The organism is Citrobacter rodentium NBRC 105723 = DSM 16636 (assembly GCF_021278985.1).
GTDB classification, from domain to species: domain Bacteria; phylum Pseudomonadota; class Gammaproteobacteria; order Enterobacterales; family Enterobacteriaceae; genus Citrobacter_A; species Citrobacter_A rodentium.
Map to the genome: position 1 here is coordinate 5,183,312 of NZ_CP082833.1, position 24,114 is coordinate 5,207,425.

Sequence of the window (24,114 nt, forward strand, 5' to 3'; positions counted from 1 at the left end):
TCCCTTCAGTTGACGCGCTACAGGCGGCAGCCGGAAGCGCGTCGCTGGCGCAGGCGTGGCAAAGAGCGGCAGACGTTGCCCGGCAGAGTGCGGAAAAACACCGCGCAGCTCGTGCCGAAAATAGGTCGCGCGCGACCGCTGGCGGAGCGTGAGCCTTGGAACGCCGGATGCCGGGGCCGTCTCTTTGGCGATGATTATCACGACGGCAGGCGAATGTCTGAAAGATTCCGCGCCAACAGCAGAGGCGCAGGAGAAAGTTTGTTTGTGAAAGCGATTGTCGGTTTCCGCCATGCAACCGCTTTCGCGCTGGGGCGGCTGATGCCTCTGCGCCAGTGAGCGGAACGCCTCACTCCCGCAGGTTTCCTCATGCCATGCTGAGGAAACCTGCATACTGGACAGGGGCATTTGGTATACAATCTGCAAAGTTTTCCCCATTCATTACATCCACAGCAGGAGAAAAGCGCTGAATGGACAAACCCATGTGTGTCGCAGGAATATGAGTTGCTCACGGAGATCGCCGTTGCTTATTACTGTGATGAGATAACTCAGGAAGAGATCGCGAATAAGTTTGGCTTCTCCCGCATTAAGGTTGGGCGCCTGCTGAAACGGGCAAAAGAGGAAGGGATCGTTGAAATCAGCGTTCGCTACCACCCGGTATTCAGCACGCAGCTGGAAAGCAGCTTAAAGAGCGTTTTCCCATCAGCCGGGCGCTGATTGCCCTTGATCATCAGGACGAAGAAGAGCAGCGTCGTCAGGTAGCCTCCCTGGTATCCCGCACATCTGAATAATGTGCTGAAAGATAATGTGGTGGTGGCCGTGGGCCAGGGCAGAAATGTCGCATCGGTGGCGGAGTTCTCGGGAAACGATTCAGGGCCGGGACTGCCGGTTCATTTGTGGTATTGGCGGTACGCATCGTCCTGGCGATGTGATTAACGCCGACCATATCAGCCGTTTGCTGGCGAAGAAATTTGGCGGCAGCAGCGATCCGCTGTATGCCCCTGCCTATGTGGAAAATATTCAGCTTAAAGAGCTGTTATTACAAAACGGAACCATCAAAGAGACGCTCGATCGCGCGCGCAAAGCGGATATCGCCCTGGTCGGCATTGGCGATATGAACGAAGAGAGCTACATGGTCAAGCTGGGCTGGTTTACGCCCCAGGAGATCAACGATGCCAGCCTCAATCAGGGGGTGATTGGCGATATTGCCGGATACGACTTTTTCAACGCCCGCGGCGAGCATGTCAATACCGTGATGGATAACCGGGTGATTGGCTTAAGCATTGATGAACTACGCCAGATCCCTTGCGTTATCGCGATTGCCTCTGAAAATACCAAGGCGATGGCGATTATGGGCGCATTGCGTACCGGCGCGATCGATATTATTGCCACCAGCGCGCGGAATATCCGCACGATTCTGAGTATGAGTCAGTAAGGGTCAAACCGTAAGATGCCGCTGCACTACGCCGACGATCTTAAAAACGTAACCGCCAGGCTTTCCTGAAAGATATCGGTGTATGCCTGGCAAACAGTAACCGTCCATCCGGAAAAAGCCCTGGTAAAGCATGTGGTATGAACAGAGGTAACAAGTGGAAGCTATAATTTTTTATTGCTGTAGTGGGTTGGGTTCTTTTTATAGTGATGAAAATGATAGCAGGCAGGCTATATCCATCTGACCCGATGGAAGTCCCAGGATAAAGGGGATGGTGGCAACAGCAAGGATGTATGGGGTAATTATTATAAAGCCGATGGGCATGTGCGATTATTCGAACAGTTCCAGCACGAGCAACAGCAACTCCAGCGCGAGCAACAACAACGGCAGCAGTCAGCCCGCGAAGCCACCACATTCTACGATTCATCAGAGTGGAGACGCTTACGTTTACCAGGCCTTCAGAGAATATGGCAACACATGTTCAGTGTGTGGACGTGGCCCAGGTGATGGGATGGTAATGCACGTTGACCATATTAAACCACGCTCTCTGTATCCACATTTAGCCCTCGATCTCTCTAATCTTCAAATTATGTGTAATGAGTGCAACGTCAGTAAGAGTAACAAAGATGAAATAAAGTGGAGATGAGGAAACCAACGTTAAGCACAGCGTGATGATGAAGATGCTGGCTATGTTAACTTATCCTGCAATAGTGGATACGCAACTATGTTAGTCAACGCTCAAGTAATCTCTTTCGTCACCAGCGGCCTTAGCCCGCAACAACTATCCACTTTACGGGTGCGAGCAGCAAATTCTCGTTGAGTAATGTGATACAGGCGGCAGCGAATGCTTCTTAATATTGCTGCTGTCAGGCAGCCTCGTTATTCTCTTCACCATACTTTTATAAATGTATAAAATCCAGAACCACCCACGCATGGAATTATCTTATTTGCCACAGGCGTTAATCCCAGCCGATATGTGGTATCATCCTGGGAGTAACAGGGAATTGTCCTGGTTGCCGTATGGCATTGTCTGTTTTTTTACTATGCGCTGATTGATTATTATTTTTAATACCGACATATTTAGCCTGACCACACTCGTCGAACCCCCACCACTTAATCAATTAAACTAAACAAACTCTGATTGACTTAATCATCACAAACAAGTAAATCCACCAACAGTTAAGCATGAAAACCCAAGCAAACCACCATTAACAGTGAAACACATCAAACCCCTTACCGCCACCCTGTTCACATTCCCCCTCCAAAGCTTAAAGCGAAACATTACTTAAGCATTTCTAATGCCACCATTTTCATTATAGCTCCACAATAATAGCAATTAACTATTAACGATAAGATTTCAATCGTCACAAACAATTACGGTCGACGGTAACATTTTGTTAAAACTAAAAACCCAAAGTAATGTTAAAGGGCTCTAAACCATCTTCCTCAGGCACGAGTAAGGTGGAAATGGAAACTGTAGTATCAAAGGGAAATAAGGTCTATGGACACGCAAGTCAATTTTCAGGAAACCTGCTTTCGAGCATTCGCCGTTTAACTCGTTTAATATGCGCGCGACTACGACATTCACAACAAGACTAAAGTGCATCAGCATACGTTAATCCGCACAACCCCGGTTTTGTTTGAGTCTCATCGCAGTAGAACTAATAACTCATTCCAGCGCAGACCGAAAGCCTGCTTAAACATAATATAAATATATGAGATTAAATATGTACAATAAGCCTAAAAAACTTAGCGTTGCAATATTTTATGACTTTTCGCTATTTCAGGAAGAGATCGCGCATTATCTTGAAAAAGAAACGAAAGGCAGCAATATTGAAATCACCTTTTATCACACCATGCCCGCTCTGTTTAACGCGATAGAAAACGATCGGGTCAATCTTCTGTTCACCGAGTTCGCCTTCTTATCGAACAATAAAACATGGCTTGCCAACAGTAAAAAGTTCAATAGATTGTGCATCGAACGCAATATCAAACGAGCGATTCTCGTCGCCAATCAGCACCCCTATCTGTTACCCATATTATTGATATGAAATTTGAAGCCACCATCAGCGTTGAGAAGGGCTCGCCGGGATTCGCAGGATTATCGAACTGATCCAGTACCGGAAAATATCCCTTTTATTTCAAAAAATCTAATGCAGATTGTCGATGAGACCGATGACCGACAGTTGTCCCCTTACGCCAAAGAGTGGGAAGTTCTGTACCTGGTGGCGCAGGGGTGCTCAATTTCAGATATTGCCGGCAGGAAAAATAAATCAAACAGCACCGTGGCGACGCAAAAACAAAATGCCATGAAAAAGCTCAACCTGTCCAGCAACAGTGAATTAATTAAATATATGTATGTGACCGGGATGATGGAATAACGCGATGCAATTCAGAGAATTACACAACGCTTTGCTGGCGCTATTACTCTTTTTTATCAGCCATGACGCAGCATCCCTGACGCTCCAACAGGCCATACTGGCCGCCGATAGTTACGATACTGGTATACGCGCGGCGCGTGAACTTAACGAAGCGGAGCAACAAAAGCGACTGCAGGGCTTCTCGGGCTTATTACCACAGATAAATCTTACTGGGGGGTATTCTAAACAGGATCAGCCAAAAGCTGCCTATGCCGCGGGGGTAACCCGCCATAACTACAGCATCAATTTAAGCCAGCCGATTTTTGATATCGAAAAATATGCCACCTGGAGACGTGCAGAGGCGATGGCCGATCAGGGGCAGATTAATTATATGTTGATGCAACAGCAGCTTATTACCGACGTGAGCGAAGCCTGGTTTTTCAGTAGCTTATGCCTCTCAGGCGCTAAAAAATGCGGAACGTACCCGGAACGCGTTCCAGCAGCAGTTACGGCAGGCACGACGGGGGCTGGAGCTTGGAGAACAAACGCGACTTGAGGTTGATGAAGCCCTGGCTAACTACGATAACGCCGCGGTAGAGATTATTATTGCCGAAAACGATCTCAATAACGCCAGGATCCGCTTTACAAAAATCACGGGGCTGCCGGGGGATACCGTGCCGCTTAATAACATGGAGTGCTTCGTATCGCCGCAGCTTCCCGACCTTAAAAAAGTGAAGATCCCACAGCAATCAAAATAATCTCAACGTACAGCTAGCCCGTTCACTCTTGATCAAAGCAAGGCCGACGTTATCGCCAGCACGAGTAACCACCTACCGGTTGTCACCCTGCAGGCTGCCTATGGTAACAACTGGAGTCGGGGGAGAAAATGAAAACGACTTCGATTTTCTGTTTGGTACAACGTCCAAGACGCGAAACACCAATATCGGAATTAACGTCTCCATACCGATATTTGCGGGCGGAGGCCATATTGCGCAGAGTATCGAAGCGGCCCACCGTAAAGAACAATCCCGCGAGCTGCTGCTGGATGCTCAGCGTAAAGCGCTGGAGGAAGCGGAACGTGCCTGGTACGCCATTATCGCTAATGACGCCAAAATACGTGCCTTGCAAAAATCGATTGCTTCTGCAAAGAAACGGCTCGAATCAACCACGTATGGAAAACAAATAGGGCAAAGAACCGTTCTGGATATGCTGAACGCTGAAAGCGATTACTACAAGTCATTAAAAGAACTCGCTAAAGCGCGATATGACTATATAACAGCAAATATTCAGCTCGCCAAAGCTACCGGTGAGCTCGACTATGCCTATCTCACTAAATTCAGTTGCTCAACATAAATTATTTTTGGAAAAGGTTATGTCCAATTCATTATTTCGCAAGGAAGCCCTGGAAGCGAATAAAGCAAAATCCATCGGCAGCGTGGCATTATATTGTCCCCCCTGGCGCTGGGTAATTATCTCTCTGGCGGGTTTAGTGACGGTCGCTACGTTGCTGTTGGTTTTCTTTGGCAGCTACACCAAACGGGAAACAATGACCGGCGCGCTGGTACCCGTGGATGGGGTTATTGATATCGTCGCCGTCAGCGCGGGTACCATCGTGGAGCTTCCCATCCAGGAAGGACAAAGCGTTAAGAAAGGCAGCACTATCGCCACCCTCTCTTCGGAAATCTCAACCCGGTATGGCCAGACACGAGAAAGTATCGCCCGACAGCTTTCGCTGCAGAATGACGCGCTGGAGCAGGAGCTAAAAAACCTCGATATCCTCTCAGCGGAAACGCTCCGGGGTGATGAAAACCAAAAGAATTTTTTAGAGCAGCAGCTAAAGAAATTAGAGGGTATCTATGCCAGCCGTCTCCGGCAAGTCCGGCTTGCCGAGGGGCAGTTGAAAAAACTGAAACTCATGCGTGACGAAGGATACGCCTCAAATCGCCAGGTCGAAGAGCAGGAAGTTTCCCTTCTGGAAGCACAGTCCAGAGCGCAGGACGTGGCACGTCAACAGATTGATCTTCAGCAGCAGCTCACTCGCGTTCTGCAGCAGATGCGTGAACATCCCATCAATAAAATTGACAAAATTAATGACATCAACAGGCGCCTGTCAGAACTTAAGCAGGCCATGATGGAGAATGAATCACGTCGTTCCATCGTGCTGAATGCGCCGCTAAACGCGACAATTGCCTCCGTGCTGGTTAAGCAAGGACAAATGGTCAACGCCGGGCAAACCGTGGCGTCACTTTTGCCGGAAAATGCCGCGCTGCAGGCCCGCATGATGGTAAGCAGCCGGGCAATTGGCTTTATTGTTCCCGGGCAGCGGGTCACGCTGCGCTACCAGGCTTATCCGTGGCAAAAATTTGGCCAGCAGTATGGCGTTGTCTCTGATGTCTCCCGCGTTTCGCTTTCTCCTCAGGAAGTCTCCGCCATCACCGGTAATTCTCAGGTTAATGAGCAGCACTACATAGTGAAGGTCAAACTCGATAAGCAGTTTATTCATGCCTATGGTCAACAGGTAAAACTTCAGCCGGGTAGCGCTCTGGAAGCTGATTTTCTGATCGACAAACGCCGACTATATGAATGGGTACTGGAGCCGCTTTACGCGCTTCGCCGCAGCAGCACTCTCTAAAAATTTGAACAAGGTTATATGATGAATTTACTTGAAAAACTGGACTTTTCCTGGCGTAAGCGGCTACCCGTCATACAGCAAACGCAGGCCGCAGAGTGTGGCCTGACCTGCACAGGCATGATTGCGAACTACTACGGTTATAAAATAGATATGATCACGCTGCGTCGGCGCTTTTCAACCTCGCTGAAGGGGGCAACGCTTGCCGATATTATGCAAGTTTCCCAGCAGTTGGGTATGTCGACCCGCGCGCTACGTCTGGAAATTGACGAACTGCACAAGCTCAGTATGCCCTGTATTTTACACTGGGACATGAACCATTTTGTGGTGCTCAAGGAGGTCACTAAAAAGAAAATCATTATTCACGATCCCAGCCGCGGTCGAAGAGAAGTGGCGCTGAGCGAAGTCTCCAAATCCTTTACCGGCATCGCTCTGGAACTGATACCTAACGCCGACTTTGTCAAAAAAGAGGAGAAAGAGTCGCTCTCCATGCTGAAGCTTATTGGCAACGTAAGCGGCATTGGGTCAGCGTTTTTTCAGGTTATGATCCTCTCTATAGGGCTGGAAGTTTTTGGCCTGTTGACGCCTTTTTATAGCCAGTGGGTAATGGACCAGGTGCTGGTTTCCGCCGACTACGATCTTCTCACCCTGCTGGGCTGCGCGTTCATTACGGTGGTGGTCCTGCAAAATATCCTCTCGGCAATACGCGCCTGGGTGACAACGTGGTTTTCAAGCATGTTGAGCGTTCAATGGTCTGCTAACGTCTGTTCTCACCTGTTGGGACTGCCGATGGCCTGGTTCGAGGAGCGGCACGTCGGGGATATTGTTTCACGCTACGGATCGATCACCACCATTCAGAACACCCTAACCAGTCGCTTTATCTCTTCCATTCTGGACGGCGTAATGGCCATCGTGACGCTGATCGTCCTGTTTACCTATAACGTTAAACTGACGTTTGTGGTGCTGGTGCTGGTGCTGGTTTACATCCTGATCCGCTGGATCTCCTTTCGTCCGTTTCGCCAGGCAAATGAAGAACAGCTCATCGCCTCGGCGCGCGCGCAGTCACAGCTTCTTGAATCCATAAGGGGCGTACAGGCCGTTAAGCTAAACAATAAGCAGGAGATGCGCGTTTCAACGTACGCTAACGAACTGGTTGAAGCGACAAATAAAGGGATCCATATCCAGCGTCTGTCAATCGGCTTCAATACCCTGCAGGGGCTGATTTCAGGCGTGGGACGTATTGTGCTGATCTGGATGGCGGCGCTGGAGGTACTGGAGGGTAATTTCTCTGCGGGTATGTTGATCGCATTCACCAGCTTTGCCGATCAGTTTACTGGCCGCACGACGGGGCTTATCGACGCTATCATTGAATTCTGGATGCTACGTCTTCACGGCGAGCGTCTGGCCGACATTGTTCTGACGGAAAAAGAGGGAGATATGGATAGTACTATCGCCCTGCCCTCCAGCGATACCGCACTCCCCATCGAGGTAAAAAACCTGACTTTTCGCTATGCCGCAACGGAACCGTGGATTTTTCAGCGCTGCTCGCTGCGCATTGAATCAGGGGAATCGGTCGCCATCGTTGGGCCATCCGGACAGGGGAAATCAACCTTAGCGAAACTGCTGCTGGGGCTGCTCAAACCCGAAGATGGCTGTATTGAAATTAACGGCCAGGATATTCGTAAGCTCGGCATGAGCTGGTACAGGGAGCATGTGAGCAGCGTGATGCAAGATGATATCCTTTTTGCCGGATCGATCATGGACAATATCAGCTTCTTCGATTCCCTGATGGCGCCCGACAGGGTCGAGCAGGCCGCGAAGCTGGCCCACATTCATGAAGATATAATGGCCATGCCAATGGGCTACAACAGCCTGGTAGGCGATATGGGTTCATCCTTATCCGGCGGACAAATACAACGTGTTCTGTTGGCCCGCGCCCTTTATCGACAGCCAAAAATCCTGCTTCTGGACGAGGCAACCAGCCATCTTGATATTGCCAGAGAGAAAGGAATTAACGATGCAATAAAGAAAATGGATATCACAAGAATTATTATTGCTCACCGCCCGGAAACCATCCGCAGCGCGGACAGAATTATCCTGGTCAATGGCGGAACTATTACTGAATTACCCAAAAGCGCATTACCAAAAGAGTAAATGAATTTGGATTTTATTCTATTGAGTTAAAAATTCACATTCATTAACATTATTTTGCCAGGGGGAAGCCCCCTACTCTCAGCAAGATTATCAGGCATACAACATCAGGGTTTAATTTCGTCCTTGAGCAGAAACAAACCCTGAATACTGTTGTGATGTTGAATAGTTTTGTATTTTATTTTAAATCAGTTATCTGGGATAAGGATATTTTATATGCGTGAATTACATGTGCAGGAAATCAACGAAGTTTCTGGTGCCGGCCTGTTTAGCTCTCTCGGCGCAGCCGTACTGGGCGGCGTAATGGGCATTACCAGTGGCCTGTATAAAGGCGGCGTTGGCGGTGGCAACACCGGCGGGATTGTTGGAGCAGGCATTATCGCAGCCCTGGTCGGCATGTGCGTTGGCGGTATCGTCTACGGCGTACAAGGGGCTTTATATGGTCTTGTTAATGACTGGGATACCACTCTTCAGGTGTTCAACAACTATTCCGAGCAGTTCTTCGATTTCTCCCAGAACGTTCCTAAATAAACAGGAATAAGGTGACTGCAATGCATAATCTTAATAAAGAAGAAGTGCATCAGGTTTCTGGCGGAGGATTAACCTCCGATATTATTAATTACTTTCGAAACCTGAACACTGACAGCGAAACCGGTAAACAAGAGTGGCAGTCTGTTGTTACCACCCCCTCTCCGGCACTGCAAAAAGGCGATCAGTACGGCGCGGCTATTGTTACCGGCCTGGCCGCTATCGCACTATTTTCTGTCAGGGTCGTTGGCGGGGCTCTTAGCGGTATTTTTCGCTAATAACGCTTTATTTTGCAGTTTGTGCATAACGATTTAATTTACTAACACATGCTTTTAATGAATAAAAAGCATTTTAATCAGATAAGGATTTTTATGAAAAAAGTACTTCTTTCCTCGTTGGTTGTTCTGGCTCTGGGTTCCACTTCCGCTATGGCTATTGACGGTACTATTACCATCAACGGCAAGCTGACGAATGCAACCTGTAAAGTTACGGTTGATAAAAGCACCACCGGTGACGCCACCGTTACGCTGCCGACGCTGTCTGTAGCCAAGCTGGCCGTTGCTGAAGCCACCGCGGGCGCAACCAACTTCACCATGAAGCTGACCGGCTGCTCGGGCGCCAGTAAAGTGCGTGCATTCTTTGAAGCTGGCGCAGATGTTGATGCCAGCACGGGTCGTCTGAATAACTCCTCGGAGAGTTCTGAGGTTGCCAAGAATGTCCAGATCCAGCTGCGTGATGAAGCTGATAACATCCTGGCAGCAGGTAATACCAGCCAGCGTAGTAACGCTGCCACTCCGCTGGCTTCTGGCGCCGCTAACCTGAACTATTCAGCGCGTTACTACGCAACGGCCGCAGCTGAAGCGGGTGACGTACAGAGCTCTGTGACTTACTCGATCGACTACGAGTAATACCGCGCTTGTATTGAGTACAGGGAACTTCGGTTCCCTGTTATTGCCCTGTCTCTTATACGCATCCTGTTTTCGAAAATGCCCGTAAAAAGAGCTGGAGCTGGCTGTGTTTAGAGGAGTTAATTTCAAATGATATTCAGGCAACTTGAAATAAATCTAAAATAAAAACCACAATGAAGTCTTCCTGTATATGAGATCAATTAATTTCGGAGAGCGAAATGAATTCCGCCGCACGCTTCTTTTTAATATTTAGCCTCGCCCTTACATCCTTCCAGTCGTTTTCCGGCGTCATAATTAATGGCACCAGGGTTATTTACCCTTCTGATGAGAAGGAGATTACGCTTCGACTGGAAAATAAAGGGGAGAAACCATCGTTAGTGCAGGTCTGGATTGATAAGGGAGACAGTAAAGCTAAGGTCAGCCTGATTGAATCGCCCTTTATTATCCTTCCCCCGGTATTCCGAATTGAACCCACGCAAGGGCAGACGCTGCGTATTTCCTATACCGGCAGCAACCTGCCGCAGGATCGTGAATCCGTATTCTGGCTTAACGTCCTTGATATTCCGGCAAGACAACAAAAACTGCCGTCCAACAGTATTGAAATGGCTTTCCGCTCGCGTATTAAACTTTTCTATCGCCCGAGCAGCCTGAATATTGCTTCGAGCAGTGAACAAGTTGAAAAGCTGCACTGGTCAACCGCCCCCTGTCAAAATAAACAGTGCATTGTAATTAAAAACCCGACACCGGTGTTTGTGACCATATCAACGATAAAAGTCATGTCCGGGGATAAGGTTTTGACCTCTCTGACGGGAAGTATGCTGGCGCCTTTCGGTTCTGACTCCTATCCGGTCAAAGTTAATCCGGGCAATAATTCATTGTTTATTGAATATGTTAACGATTATGGCTCGTCTGTTAAGCGGCAGATAAAACACGAATAACCAATCAACACTGTTCATGGACGTGATTATGTATAATTCAAAAATTAATGGATTCAAACTTTCCCTGGTTTGCACCAGTATTATTATTGGTTTATCCACTACTCATGCTTTAGCGGATGTCTATTTTAACCCTGATTTTTTAAAAGATATTTCCGGCCAGACGACGGTGGATGTGAGCCGTTTCAACGGCGATTTTCATATTCTTCCGGGCGATTACACTCCGGATATTTACCTTAACGGGCAGCTTATTGACCGCGCACGCGTTACCGTACGGGGAGATAATGAAGCATCTCAGCTCTGCTTTAATAGTGCGCTGTTGACCCGCCTTAATTTAAATACAACCCGCCTGTCCGAAGAAAGCATGGCGGCGCTGGAAGGCAGGTCGGAATGCCCCCACCTGGAAACGCTTATTCCTGGCTCGCGAGCATATCTGAATGTTTCAGATATGCGACTTGACGTCAGCATACCCCAGGCTTATCTCAACCAGGCGGCCCGCGGCTATGTTCCCCCCTCTATCTGGTCATATGGGGAGAAAGCGCTTTATCTGAGCTATAACTCGACCTATTTTGAACAGCGCAGCCAGGGCGATACTCATCAATCCTTTTATGGCGATATGAGAGGAAAATTCAATCTGGGCGCCTGGATGCTGCATCATTCCGGCGCTTACAGTTGGGACGATCGCTCCGGAGACCGCTATAACGTTTTTGCGACAAATCTACAGCGTGATATTCCGGCATGGGAATCACGCGTTTTGCTCGGCGACGCAACGACGTCAGGCGACCTTTTTGACTCCTTCTCGTTCCGTGGTATACGGCTCGCAACCGCTGAACAAATGTTACCCGACTCGCTGCGTGGCTATGCGCCGGTGGTGCGCGGCATCGCGCGAACAAACGCGAAAGTGACGATTAAACAGCGGGATCGCGTTATCTATGAAACCTCAGTTCCCCCCGGTGAATTTGCGATTGAAGATCTTTATCCTACGGGCTATAGCGGCGATCTGCAGGTTATGGTTACCGAAGCCGATGGTTCGCGGAGCGTGTTCTCCGTTCCCTTTTCCTCAGTGGCTGAACTTCTGCGCCCCGGACGCACAAACTACAGTCTGACAATGGGACGCCTGCGTAACCTTAACGTCTCTGATGAACCCTACGTGTTTCAGGGAACCTGGAAAAGAGGGATCAGTAACACGGTTACCGCCTATGCGGGCGTGATGGCCACGGATTTCTACTACTCTGGCGTCCTTGGCTCAGCGCTGGGCACTCCTGTCGGCGCGTTTGCTTTAGATATTACCGGCGCAAGCTTTGGTAAAAGTATGTATGAGAAAAACGGCGTCAGCGTACGCGCCAGCTACAGCAAACATATTGCGACGACAAACAGTAATATCTCGCTGGCGGCCTACCGTTTCTCATCTTCAGGCTATCTCGATCTGCATAATGCCGTTTATTTAGCGGACAAAATCGAGCATAACAATTTCGACGCCGGATTCGACGTATTCGATCGCCCCCGTAACCGTATCTCCCTGACGTTAAGCCAGGATCTTGGTAATAAGTCAGGCCAGTTTTATGTTTCGGGCTATCGCGAGAACTACTGGAATAATACGAACAGCAATACCCAGTACCAGGCGGGATATAACAACACCTATAAATGGCTGGGATATGGATTAGCGGTAAGCCGCACGGAAACCCGCAATCGGGATAAGGAAACGCAATATTTACTCAATTTCTCTATTCCACTCGGTAGCGGACGCGGCTTACACACGCCCAACCTGAACAGTTATACCACCATTAATAAGCGCGGCACCTCCTCGCAGCTTGAGGTCAGCGGCGTGGCTGGCAAACACGATCTGTTGAACTATAACGTATCGGCCGGGCGCGACGCCGATAATAGCTATTCCGGCAACCTCAGCGGCGCTTATAAATTTGATGACGCCACGCTAAGCGGCAGCTTCTCTAAAGGCAAGGATTATCACAGCTATTCCGCAGGCCTGAGCGGCAGCGTTGTCGCATTTTCTGATGGGATCGTGACCAGCCCTTATGAGGGGCTGAATACCATGGCGATAATCTCATCCAAAAATGCTGCTGGCGCCCGCGTTGAGGGATATGCCGGCGTTAAGCTCGATAGCCGGGGATATGCGCTTGTGCCCTATCTGACGCCTTATCGCATTAACAATGTGGCCATTGACCCCAAAGGCCTGCCGTTCGACGTTGAGCTTGATACGACCAGCCAGCAAATAGCACCGGCGCAGGGTGCAATCGTAAAACTCAATTATGCCTCCCACAAAGGCCGCATGGTTCTGATCCGAGCCACCACGCAAGAGGGAGATGCGTTGCCGTTTGGCGCATCTGTTAAGGATAGCAAGGGAGAGGATGTTGGGGTCGTAGCGCAGGGAGGACAAATCTACGCCCGTCTGAACGTTGGAAAAGATCGCCTCAATATCAACTGGGGAAACAAACAGCAGTTTTCCTGTACTTTTGATATTGACCTTAAGGAGTCTTCTCCTGAAAAAAATATTGAACGTCTGAATACCGTTTGTGACGGTGATGATCCGAGTCTCCAGCAGACTCTGGCGCTCACTCAGTACGTTTCCCCAGACACAGATTTGATGTGAATGCGATAAGGAATAAAGTTATGTATAAGCTAAACGTCAGCCTGTTTATATTTGTCACGGCGCTGCTATTGATAGCCGTTCCGGCTCGTGCTGATTTAAGATGCGGAACGGATTCAACCATGCTTAGCAACGCGGGTATTGATTTTGCAAAGGATGTTCCAACACAAATTAATAGCAATACACCGATTGGAACTATCCTGTACCGAAAGGAGATGAAACTCAGCATCTGGTGTGGCAAAGACATCAATTCGACAAACTCATGGGACACCTCTCCAGAAGAGATCGTGATCAGGCGTGAAAACCTGGCCAATATGTTAGGCAGTAATAGTGGCCTGGAGCTGTATGTCACGATCAATGGTGAACGCGGAACGAACGCTAAAATTTTCCACACGGGTATCGAAACGAACATTCCCTGGGTCAGTAATAGCATAGACAACAGTTACCTGCCCCGTGCCAATGTTGATATCACTATTGAGCTGGTTAAAACCGGTGAAAACAACGTGCTCAGTGTAAAAAGTAATACCATGAAAATCTTTTCCGTCCAGAGTAGCCTTGGCACGGATACTGAAATGATTTTTTATTTAAAAAATGGCAAAAGCACTATCAATTTCACGACCCAAACGTGTGATGTAAACGGCAGCGGTAATTTTACCGCCACCATTGAAGAGCTGAACATCAGTACTATCCGTTCAGTGGGACCTGTCGAAACGCCAACCCGCGATTTTGATGTCAGCATCAAGTGTAACGCTGATTTATGGAGTACACAGAACATCCTGATGAAAATTACCGGGAATAATATAGCGGATATGACCGACAAAGGGCTATTTTACTGGCGCGATTTAAGTACCGGAGCCAATGCTGAGGGCATTGCTCTGCAGCTGCTTCAGGGCGTAAACGGCACGACCTATATTCCTGTCGTACCGGGCGAAAACTTTGTTATTGGTAATTTTGATAAAAGGCTTTCAACCGTGACTATCCCCCTGCGCGCCCGATACTATGCAACTGGAAACAACTTTACCGCTGGTGACGTTCAGTCGGTACTTTTTTATAACATCGACTATGAGTAATTCTAAGGTAAAACTGATGACACTGAACTGTATATGTAATGAAGGCATTATCCATTTTCCTGACAATGCGAAATGCCAGACGATTAACGTTATTAGCCTTGCTTCAGGTCAGGCGATAAACATCACCCGGGATCGGCCCGCTGACGGAGAAAATTTTGAGGGATACCTGCAAGGACAACTAAGAATACTGGTGGAAAAATGTAACAATTATAAGCAGCTGTCCCTGCAGCATTGTGACTCCACTGCCGTTTTTTCTAAAATTTCAAAGTTAACTTTTTCGTTTAAACCTGCAGAAGGTATAACCTACTGGCAGTACATCATATTGGCGGAAAGAGAACCGGGTAATATTATGCTTTTTACATCAGTATTCAATGACAGATCCACGCTGGATCAGGGGTGCCGCGAGGTGGACAAACTCTTCAAAGCATTCAGACCACACTAAACCAGGCTTAGCGCCGGCTCGTGGTGGATTAAGTATATCCTGAGCCGGCGCGAGCAAGCATCATTCTCCACCGCTGGAAAATCGATTCTTGCATTGTTCCCTCTCCAGCCCTCCCCTATAAATCCCTGAAGTCTTTCTGTGATTGAGCATAAACGGTTAACAAGTCTCCGTGCGCAGAGTGTGGGTAGAAGTCAGGAAAGATAATTCCCATACAGCAAAATTTAACGCAGTGAGTATGTAACCGACCAAAGCCATCAGATACATCTGATAAACAAGAATATCAAAGCTAACTACCACTCGGAATTATCTCTATTATCTTGACAATTCAACTCCGGTTGAATGTAGATTTGTCTCATTTAGCACATGGAATCATCTGCCTGTTTAATTTCGTATAGATTAATATCTATTTTCTTAGTGTTTTTTTAATTAAGATTATTCTACTAAACCGCCTGAATATCATTAAACGTGCTAATCATATCCAGTTGAATATTTATTTACTGACAATTTACAAACCTCTAAAAAAAACCGATTAAACAGTATAAAAAACCAGCACCGCAACAGTACACATTCATTACTACTGGAGGTAACTATTAAGATGTCGAATCATGTCTTTTACCCTGTAGAACAAATTCCAGAACTTTGCTGAAATTCTTAATAGTTTTATTGTAACTTTATATTTTTAAAATAGCCATCACCTATAAATAACCATCCATCGATCGTTTTAAACAATTGCAATTAATTATTGCATCTTGTTTAAACTGCAGACTCATTAAATTGAGCACGTATGAGGAAGGTACGTGAGGGTGTCATCATTAGTTATGGAATTTTGTTATGAATACATATGTCATTTCTGATAATAAATTCTTTTTGCTTGGCATCGCCAACCAGGAGAATTATGCAGAAGGTTCTGAAGGGAGTGTCATACCTGTTTTCTCAAAGAATGTGTCCAGCACGTTTAAACCCTGCGAAAGGGGGGCCGTTGTCGTTCTTTTTATTTCATCGTCGGATGAGCGACACAGGATAACGTCCATAAGGGCGCTTCATGAATGCAGAGTACTGATGCTTGTGAAAAGCACCGGAAAGCAGGAGTACTACAGCCACTCGGGCAGACAGTTTCCATGGATTGTCCCCCATGACATTGGATTGGCAGATCTCCGCCAGCATATCGTCAAAGCAAGGCTAACGCCGTTTTATCGACGCTATTTTACCTGTACGGAAGTGTTGCTCTTTCGTTACCTAACGCAAGGCATCAGCATACAGAATATGGCTAACCTGAATTTATCCTGTAAATATCTTTATACCCTGAAGAGAAAAATCATCTTAAAGAACAACATTGATGGGCATGATGCAGCCGCCATCATGATATGCAGGGATATTATCGCGATGAGTAATATAACCCTATCCGCCGAGCGCGCTGCATAAGCATATTTAACTACCCGTAGAATTAATCAGGCTGGTTTGCCCCATCTCGTTTCCGGGAGAGCTTTGCATCGCCCAGGGAAATATCGGCTGTGGCAGGCTGGCTGTGAGCGTTACCGTTACAGACAGAGGCACTATCGTATATAAAGCCCTTCAGGGTCGCTGTATAGCGTCCGGGTTGCTGTTCGGTGATATCACTAATGGTTACCGGCGTAGAACGGCGGGTGCTGTCATTCTTATGCGTCAGGATGATAGAAAAATTCAAGAGCACATCAACATTTTTCTTTTCCCTTTTCTCGCTATTTCTCTGGCAAAACTAACCAGAATTGCCTATGTCTTAAACACAAGTTGTTTCCTGCAAAGTATAACGAGGGTGCCTGAAATGAAAGTCCCAAAAAGCAGACTGGCGGTAATGCTCACTGCGCTGAGCATGGTGCCTAGTACTGAGGCAGTAAGTGTAAGTGGCACATCGGTTACTGTAACGGACGATCAAAGCACAACGCCCTATCAGATTACCAGCAATGGGGAGTTAATTGTTGATGGTGGCTCTGTTGGCGCTCTCTCTGTGACTGATTCCACGCTTACTATTCATAAAGGCGGGACGTATGCGGGTAGTGACGTGCCGGCAGCTATTTATTCATCTAATTCAACTATTAACCTGGACGATGTCACTGCTACAACATCAAACACCCAGCAATCTGTTTTATCAGTTGCGAGCAATCTGACTATAGCTGGCAGTACGCTTACACAAAATGGTGGCAGTGCTGTCATTGGAATTAATAATGCAAATGCAACAGGCTCACCACAGACTCTCATTAGCAACTCAACATTAAACCTCGTGAATTCAAGTGGTAATGGCGGAGCCGTGGTTCTTGAATCAACATCTACATCCACTATTTCCGGTTCGGTAGTTAACAGTGCTTCAAACGGGATTAATTATATTAACGCCAGTGGTTCTTTGCTTGATACCACAGTAGATGCAGGAGGATATGGTATTCAGACGCAGGGCATTGCTTTTAACTATCTTCCAGCGAATGTGATTGTTCGCAATGCTATTATTACAGGGGCACAAGGCGGGGCGTTACTCTCTGATGGGGAACTCAATATTCAGTCATCCAGCGTGTCCGGTACGGGAGAGGGTGCTAATGGCATTACCGCAGGCAGCAGAGGAGTAACAGAAACTCCCACGACGCTTGAGTTAATCTCCTCTCAGGTAAAAGGGAATAATAATGGGATCCTGATTACGCCGACCACTCCAGGTGGGAGTGACCATCAGGTTAACATGATAATTAATAATTCCGCGGTCACGGGAGAAACCGGTGCTGCCATCAGTGTAGAAAACATGACTGCTGACATATCCATTTTAAATGGAAGTTCATTTTCCGGCGGCGATAATATTTTGCTGAATAACACAAATAATGGCAGTGCAAACGTAAGCGTAGAGAACGCTTCGCTGTCTGGTAATATCGTGACGGATAATAGCAGTACGACAACGGTTTCCTTATTACAAAACGCTCAGTTAACCGGTTTGCTGACCGGTGCCACCTCTCTTAATTTAGGTGAAAATGCCGTATGGAATATTACTGGCAATGACAACCTGGGCGTACTTGCCGTCAATAATGGCGTGGTCAATTTCGGCACACCTGATACCGGGTTCAAAACTCTGACGGTGTCAACTCTGTCGGGAACGGGGCGTTTTCTGATGAACACGAACCTTGCTGCAAATACCGGCGATTTATTGAACGTTACCGGTGAGGCGACGGGTACGCATACCCTTGCGATTGCCAATACAGGGAGCGAGCCTCAGTCAGGCGGTGAAGATTTACGGGTTGTACATACGGGGTCTGGTAACGCCGCATTCTCAGTCGAGGGTGGCAAAGTTGATGCCGGTGCGTGGCAATATTCTCTGTCAAAACAGGGAACGGACTGGTATCTGACCCAGGATAGCAACGGTGTGACTCCTCCGGATCCGGGCACTCCTGCACCATCAGAGAATGATCGCACTACTTCGGCTTCCACAGATGCCATGCTCAGTTTGGCATCTGCGCCAGTTGCTATTTTTAATGAGGAAATGCAAAGCCTGCGCTTCCGTCACGGTGATATACAGAGTAATACCCTTATCCCGGGCGGCGTTTGGGGGCGTGTTTTAGGGAGTGACAACCGTATAAGCGGGCCATACGGTTCCGCTTATAAACTTGGCCAGACCGGTATGGAGACCGGTGCTGATACGGTCATTGACGTCGATTCAGGACGCGTTGCGATTGGTGCCTTCGTCAGCTACACCAGCAACAAAATCTCTCATGCCCGTGGCGGGCAAAGCTCCGTGAACAGCACTGGAGGTGGGGTCTACGCGACATGGATGGCCGATTCCGGACTGTATGTAGATGCTGTCGCAAAATATAACCATTTCAGTACGGATGTAAATGCGCGGATGGCGGATAGTACCCCCGTTAAAGGGCATTACAGCCAGGATGCATTTGGTGGATCTCTCGAGACCGGCAAGATATTTACAACCCCTTCCCCTGTCTGGCTTCAGCCCTATATCCGTGCAACTGCGATGCAGGCCGGAGGAGAAGACGTAAAACTGGATAACGGGATGGAGACGAATATCGACACGACAAACTCATTCCAGAGCGAGGCGGGAGTGATTGCAGGAGTTGATGTTTCAGTTGCAGGAAACACAGTAAAACCTTATATCAGCCTGGCGGTTAGCCATGAGTGGGTGGATAATAACCAGGTCACCATCAATGATACATGGAACTTCGATAACGATAGTTCTGGTACGATCGGAAAATATGGTGCGGGACTCTCTGCTCAGATATCTAAAAACGCTGGCGTCTGGCTTGAGGGTAAATATCAGAATGGCGAACATATCGAATCACCCATTACGGCCAATGCCGGCTTCAGAATAACGTTCTAAGCAACCTACACGCGCAAATCCCGTCCCTGCAGCGGGTTTTGCTCTTCACATTTGCAGATGAGAATATTCGTAAGAAAGAAGATTGCCCGGCGTGATCGAGCGGGCAATCTTTTCATAAGCAACTTTAAGGTCAAATATTGCTCATGATTGCAGACCTTTACGTTGTTATCGTTAATCGAAGTAATCACACACCCAGACGATCGCGCAGACTGTAATAGGCTGCCCCCATGGCGGTGAATGGCACCCGCAGGGTCCGGCCCCCCGGGAATGGGTAGTGTGGCAGGTTGGCAAAGGCATCAAAGCGCTCGGCATCACCACGCAGGAGTTCAGAAATAAGACGTCCCGCCAGATGGGTACAGGTCACACCGTGGCCACTATATCCCTGCATGTAATAGATATTTTTATCCAGACGACCGAACTGAGGCATGCGGGATAAGGTGAGCAGGAAGTTGCCAGTCCAGCGATAGTCAACCTTAACGCCCTTCAACTGCGGGAAAGTTTTGAGCATCTTCGGCAAAACTAAACGCTCGACATCATCAGGGTCACGTGCCCCGTAAACTACGCCCCCGCCGTACAGCAGACGGTTGTCGGCAGTCAGGCGATAGTAATCCAGCAGATAGTTACAATCTTCCACGCAGTAGTTGTTCGGGATCAGCGAGCGAGCCAACTTATCGGACAGAGGCTCAGTCGTAATGACCTGCGTACCGCACGGCATGCTGCGTTTAGCCAGAGCCGGCTCCACCTGATCGCCAAGATAGGCATTACCGGCGACAATGACGTATTTCGCCGTCACCTTTCCCTGCGCTGTCGTCACCACGGCAGGTGACGTGTGCTGAATGCTGGTCACGGCCGAAAGTTCATACACGCGGCCACTGTTCAGACGAATAGCATCAGCTTCACCAATGGCCAGGTTCAGGGGATGGATATGACCGCCGCTGTGGTCCAGCAGTGCCCCGGTATAACGATCGCTGTCTACTTCTCGACGAATAGCTTTTTCATCCAAAAGCTCAAGCTGCTTATTACCATAACGCTCCCAGTTCTCTTTCTGCTCTTCGAGAGTGGTAAGTTGCTTGTGGTTCATCGCGACAAACAGGCCGCCCGGTCGGTAGTCGCATTCAATCTGATAGCGCTGAATGCGTTCGCGAATAATCTCGCCGCCCTCAAACATCATGCTGCCGAGCATTCTTGCCGTGTCCATACCGTATGTTCTTTCAATAACATCGATATCGCGACTGTAAGAGTTAACCAGTTGCCCGCCGTTGCGCCCGCTGGCGCCGAAACCGATACGTGCGCCTTCCAGCAGCACGACATCGTATCCGGCTTCAGCCAGGTGCAGGGCAGATGAGAGGCCTGTATACCCCCCACCCACGATACAGACATCGCAGTCTATCGATTCGTTTAGCGTCGGGAACGGCGTATATTTATTGGCGCTGGCAGCATAATAACTGGTTGTATGTTCGGTCATGATTAAGCCTCCAGGCTGATCCAGATAGTTTTGATTTCAGTGAATTTATCAAGGGCATGAAGTGATTTGTCGCGACCATTGCCGCTCTGCTTATAACCGCCGAACGGCACCGTCATATCACCGTCGTTATAGTTGTTCACGAACACCGAGCCTGCCTTCAGGCGGCGGCTCAGGCGGTGGGCACGGGATAAGTCCCGCGTCCATACTGCCGCCCCCAATCCATACTGACTGTTATTGGCAAGCGCCAGCGCTTGCTCTTCGGACGTAAAGCGAGTCACCACCAGTACCGGGCCGAAAATTTCCTCCTGGCTCAAACGGTCTTCCGGGTCAACATCCACGAAAATAGTCGGACCGATTGCCGCGGGCCAGGCTGTTTGACGGCCATCAACGAGTAGCTGGCCTTTTTGCTCGCCATCACGAATAAAGGAGTGAACGGTATCGGCGTGAGCACTGTCGATGAGGGTACCCATCGTCGTGGACGGGTCGAGAGGATGGCCCGGCTGCCAATGAGAGATTTGCTGCTGCAAAAGGTTTAAAAACTCATCAGCAATGCTATCTTCAAGCAGCAATCGGGTACCGGCAATACACACCTGCCCCTGGTTATAGAAAATACCGCTGGCGGTGGCGCTGACCGCCTGTTGCAGATCCGGACAGTCGGCGAAGACAATATTCGCACTTTTACCACCCGCTTCCAGCCAGACGCGTTTCATATTACTATCGCCCGCGTCTTTAAGAAGCTGCTTGCCGGTACGTGTAGAACCGGTGAAAGCAATAACATCGATATCCGGATGTCGTGAAAGCGCCTGTCCGGCTTCATGTCCGAAGCCGCTGACCACATTCAGGACGCCGTCGGGGATACCGGCTTCTTTAGCCAGACCGGCCAGACGCAGTGCCGTGAGCGGCGATTTTTCCGACGGCTTCAAAATAACGCTGTTACCGGCAGCAAGCGCGGGACCCAGCTTCCAGCAGGTTAGCAGCAACGGGAAATTCCACGGTACAATGGCGGCCACTACGCCAACCGGTTCTCGCACAATCATTGCCAGTTCCTGGCTGCCTGTCGTGGCCACTTCGCCATAAACTTTATCAAGCGCTTCAGCGTACCAGCGAATGGCCCGGGCCGCGCCAGGGACATCGTCGCGCAGACTGTGACGAATGGGTTTCCCGGTATCCAGCGTTTCCAGCAGCGCCAGCTCTTCCGCATTGGCTTCAATTAAATCCGCGAGTTTATTTAATGCGGCTTTACGTTTTGCCGGTGCTGCATTTGACCAGACGCCGCTTTCAAATACGGCGCGAGCGCCTTTTACCGCAAAATCAATATCGGCGCTTTTCCCCCGTGCAATGTTCGCCAGCGGAACCTCACTGAACGGGTCAATAGTTTCAAAGGTGGTGCCGTCGGCCGCGGCACAATATTCACCATTAATAAATAAGCGAGTTTCTAAGGCGAGATTTAACGCTTTATCCTGCCAGTAAGCCAGATGATGAAAATTCATTTTGACTCCTGTTTCATGTAGTTAGAGAAATTTGTTCGTTGAATTCTGGACGACAGCAGTCCGCAGAGCGCTGTGGATAATTAATCCATCATTGCGCTCATACATTGTTATTTATTTGAATACTTTTCTTACCCCGCCGCGAATGACATCCCGACGGGATAAGGTCTTCTTTGCTGCTGCAAATAACAGATAGTCTGTCAGTCGCTATAGCAAAGAGAGATTAAAACGTAGTAGGCGTATGGGCACTGATAATACGGCAGACGCCTGCCGACGTATTGCTGAAGCTGTGTGGTATACCCGTGTTAATGGCATAGCTCTGCCCAGCAACCAGATGATATGTCTGACCGTTAACAGTCAAAACAATTTCACCTTCCAGTACGGTGCCTATCTCCTCACCCTGGTGCTTTATTCTCTCACCGGTCGTGGTTCCCGGCTGATATGTTTCAAAAATCATTGCCAGCGTGCGATTAGGGTTCCCGTTATGAACCAGCTTCATCGACACCCCCTGACTGCCTATTTCAATCAGGTCATCCTGATTAATGACCACCTGCGGCTCGTCAGGTTTTTCCGGCTCGGAAAAAAACTCCGAGAGTGACAGACCATAAACTTTCAGCAGCTTTTGGAGAGTACTGATCGCCGGGCTGACTTTATCCTGCTCAATCGTGCTGATGGCACTATGCGTCAATCCAGAGAGTTCAGCGGCCCGACGTTGTGAAAGCCCCTGTTTCTGGCGGATTTCCGACAACCGTTTTCCTGGCGCCAGTCCGTCATCACTCATAATATACATTTCCTTAACTGTAGAGGTCAGAGTCGCTGTTTTTCAGCGATATGGTTCTTACATGCGGTAATAAAGCCATCGAACAATATACGCGAAAGAGCGTACTCGCTACTGTTCCATTCCGGATGCCACTGCACGCCCAGAGCAAATGGGTAATCGTTAACACTAACAGCCTCTATCACGCCATCCGGCGCTCGTGCTTCAACCCTTAATCGAGGGCTAACAACCTTAGCTCCCTGTCCATGCAGTGAATTTACCCAAAAATTACTACAGTCTGGTAACAGCCGTGATAATAAACCGCCTTCTATCACCTGAACCTCATGCGAAGGCGCGTACTGCTGCTCCACCGGCAGTTCAGGGTCTTCCCGGTGCTCCAGTAAATCAGGCTCTTCGCACAGTTTGCGGTGCAATGAGCCCCCCGTCGCAACAACCATTTCCTGCAGCCCACGGCAAATGGCGAAAATGGGGATGCGCCTTTCGAGTGCGGCGTTAATCAGCGCCATGCTCAGAAGATCTCGCCCAGGATCGGCGTCAGGCTCATCGCCATTTTCACCATAAAGGTGCGGCTGCACATTGCTGGGGCTACCTGGCAGGTAGATCCCGTCGAGTTTTGGGAGAAGTTCATTAAGTAATTCCGGCTCTGCCAGTGCGTGTGGCAGCGCAATGGGTAGACCACCTGCACGAATAATGGCATTCAGATACTTTTCCTGCAGCGTTTGGGTCTCATGACCCTTAAGCCTGTTTCTGCACATCACAATACCGATAACCGGCCTGTACATTATATTTTCCATGATCGCCCTCACAAAGTGGACTAAATTATAGCCATTACTGCGTTTAATATGACCTTTCTGTTCAATATTTTTTCAATCTAGCAACACATTTTCGTACTTGCAACTCAATATTAACATTTGACAAACATTTTGTTTGCATGCAGATTCGTATTATGGTCATTATATTTTACACCTTCAGTACCGGTGAAAAACTA

Annotated in this window: 21 protein-coding genes and 2 pseudogenes; 19 read left to right on the top strand and 4 right to left on the bottom strand. The window is 48.5% G+C overall.

Going from position 1 to position 24,114, the window contains the following annotated elements; translation table 11 throughout:
- Positions 1-9: 9 nt before the first annotated feature.
- The 19 genes and pseudogenes from K7R23_RS24660 (at position 10) to K7R23_RS24745 (ending at position 19,396) form a co-directional block, all read left to right on the top strand.
- Positions 10-336, top strand: coding sequence for a hypothetical protein (locus tag K7R23_RS24660; RefSeq protein ID WP_232796095.1), 327 nt, complete (start codon positions 10-12; stop codon positions 334-336).
- A 147-nt stretch (positions 337-483) separates the two neighbouring features.
- A pseudogene (locus K7R23_RS24665) lies at positions 484-1,432 on the top strand (sugar-binding transcriptional regulator).
- 514 nt (positions 1,433-1,946) lie between these two features.
- On the top strand, positions 1,947-2,075 hold the full coding sequence (locus K7R23_RS24670; RefSeq protein WP_232796123.1) for an HNH endonuclease: 129 nt from the start codon (positions 1,947-1,949) through the stop codon (positions 2,073-2,075).
- Positions 2,076-3,156: 1,081 nt separating this feature from the next.
- Positions 3,157-3,480: a hypothetical protein gene (locus K7R23_RS24675; RefSeq protein WP_232796096.1), complete on the top strand. Its 324-nt coding sequence runs from the start codon at positions 3,157-3,159 to the stop codon at positions 3,478-3,480.
- A gap of 3 nt (positions 3,481-3,483) precedes the next feature.
- Positions 3,484-3,810 (top strand): response regulator transcription factor, encoded by a 327-nt coding sequence (locus tag K7R23_RS24680; protein WP_232796097.1) that lies wholly within the window; start codon positions 3,484-3,486, stop codon positions 3,808-3,810.
- Between the two features lie 4 nt (positions 3,811-3,814).
- Positions 3,815-4,345, top strand: a complete 531-nt coding sequence (locus K7R23_RS24685; protein ID WP_232796098.1) for a TolC family protein — start codon at positions 3,815-3,817, stop codon at positions 4,343-4,345.
- Positions 4,287-4,547 (top strand): annotated as a pseudogene (locus K7R23_RS26025) (TolC family outer membrane protein); the annotation flags it as partial. The gene K7R23_RS24685 and the pseudogene K7R23_RS26025, both read left to right, overlap by 59 nt.
- Positions 4,548-4,647: 100 nt before the next feature.
- On the top strand, positions 4,648-5,142 hold the full coding sequence (locus tag K7R23_RS24690; protein WP_232796099.1) for a TolC family protein: 495 nt from the start codon (positions 4,648-4,650) through the stop codon (positions 5,140-5,142).
- Positions 5,108-6,421, top strand: a complete 1,314-nt coding sequence (locus tag K7R23_RS24695; protein ID WP_012904729.1) for an HlyD family secretion protein — start codon at positions 5,108-5,110, stop codon at positions 6,419-6,421. The genes K7R23_RS24690 and K7R23_RS24695 overlap by 35 nt, the downstream gene beginning before the upstream one ends.
- 21 nt (positions 6,422-6,442) lie before the next feature.
- Positions 6,443-8,572, top strand: a complete 2,130-nt coding sequence (locus tag K7R23_RS24700; RefSeq protein ID WP_042622935.1) for a peptidase domain-containing ABC transporter — start codon at positions 6,443-6,445, stop codon at positions 8,570-8,572.
- Positions 8,573-8,785: 213 nt separating this feature from the next.
- Positions 8,786-9,100 (top strand): hypothetical protein, encoded by a 315-nt coding sequence (locus K7R23_RS24705; protein ID WP_012904727.1) that lies wholly within the window; start codon positions 8,786-8,788, stop codon positions 9,098-9,100.
- Positions 9,101-9,120: 20 nt separating this feature from the next.
- Complete coding sequence (locus K7R23_RS24710) at positions 9,121-9,375, top strand: hypothetical protein (protein ID WP_024132501.1); 255 nt, start codon at positions 9,121-9,123, stop codon at positions 9,373-9,375.
- Between the two features lie 93 nt (positions 9,376-9,468).
- Positions 9,469-10,005: a fimbrial protein gene (locus K7R23_RS24715; protein WP_012904725.1), complete on the top strand. Its 537-nt coding sequence runs from the start codon at positions 9,469-9,471 to the stop codon at positions 10,003-10,005.
- Between the two features lie 218 nt (positions 10,006-10,223).
- On the top strand, positions 10,224-10,943 hold the full coding sequence (locus tag K7R23_RS24720) for a fimbrial biogenesis chaperone (RefSeq protein ID WP_012904724.1): 720 nt from the start codon (positions 10,224-10,226) through the stop codon (positions 10,941-10,943).
- Between the two features lie 28 nt (positions 10,944-10,971).
- A complete protein-coding gene (locus K7R23_RS24725; protein WP_158304840.1) occupies positions 10,972-13,548 on the top strand; it encodes a fimbria/pilus outer membrane usher protein in 2,577 nt (858 codons plus the stop codon).
- A 20-nt stretch (positions 13,549-13,568) separates the two neighbouring features.
- Complete coding sequence (locus K7R23_RS24730; RefSeq protein WP_012904722.1) at positions 13,569-14,615, top strand: fimbrial protein; 1,047 nt, start codon at positions 13,569-13,571, stop codon at positions 14,613-14,615.
- 16 nt (positions 14,616-14,631) lie between these two features.
- Complete coding sequence (locus K7R23_RS24735; RefSeq protein WP_012904721.1) at positions 14,632-15,057, top strand: DcrB-related protein; 426 nt, start codon at positions 14,632-14,634, stop codon at positions 15,055-15,057.
- 831 nt (positions 15,058-15,888) lie between these two features.
- Positions 15,889-16,479: a hypothetical protein gene (locus K7R23_RS24740; RefSeq protein ID WP_012904720.1), complete on the top strand. Its 591-nt coding sequence runs from the start codon at positions 15,889-15,891 to the stop codon at positions 16,477-16,479.
- A 235-nt stretch (positions 16,480-16,714) separates the two neighbouring features.
- Entirely contained in the window at positions 16,715-19,396 is a 2,682-nt protein-coding gene (locus tag K7R23_RS24745) for an autotransporter outer membrane beta-barrel domain-containing protein (RefSeq protein WP_148222062.1), read from the top strand.
- A 184-nt stretch (positions 19,397-19,580) separates the two neighbouring features.
- Here K7R23_RS24745 and K7R23_RS24750 read toward each other — a convergent pair whose 3' ends face one another.
- The 4 genes from K7R23_RS24750 to puuD all read right to left on the bottom strand — a co-directional run bounded on the left by K7R23_RS24750 (position 19,581) and on the right by puuD (position 23,920).
- Complete coding sequence (locus tag K7R23_RS24750; protein ID WP_012904718.1) at positions 19,581-20,861, bottom strand: NAD(P)/FAD-dependent oxidoreductase; 1,281 nt, start codon at positions 20,859-20,861, stop codon at positions 19,581-19,583.
- A gap of 2 nt (positions 20,862-20,863) precedes the next feature.
- Positions 20,864-22,351 (bottom strand): aldehyde dehydrogenase PuuC, encoded by a 1,488-nt coding sequence (gene puuC / locus K7R23_RS24755; RefSeq protein WP_012904717.1) that lies wholly within the window; start codon positions 22,349-22,351, stop codon positions 20,864-20,866.
- A 220-nt stretch (positions 22,352-22,571) separates the two neighbouring features.
- Positions 22,572-23,129, bottom strand: coding sequence for an HTH-type transcriptional regulator PuuR (gene puuR, locus K7R23_RS24760; protein WP_012904716.1), 558 nt, complete (start codon positions 23,127-23,129; stop codon positions 22,572-22,574).
- A 26-nt stretch (positions 23,130-23,155) separates the two neighbouring features.
- A complete protein-coding gene (gene puuD / locus K7R23_RS24765) occupies positions 23,156-23,920 on the bottom strand; it encodes a gamma-glutamyl-gamma-aminobutyrate hydrolase (protein WP_012904715.1) in 765 nt (254 codons plus the stop codon).
- Between the last annotated feature and the right edge of the window lie 194 nt (positions 23,921-24,114).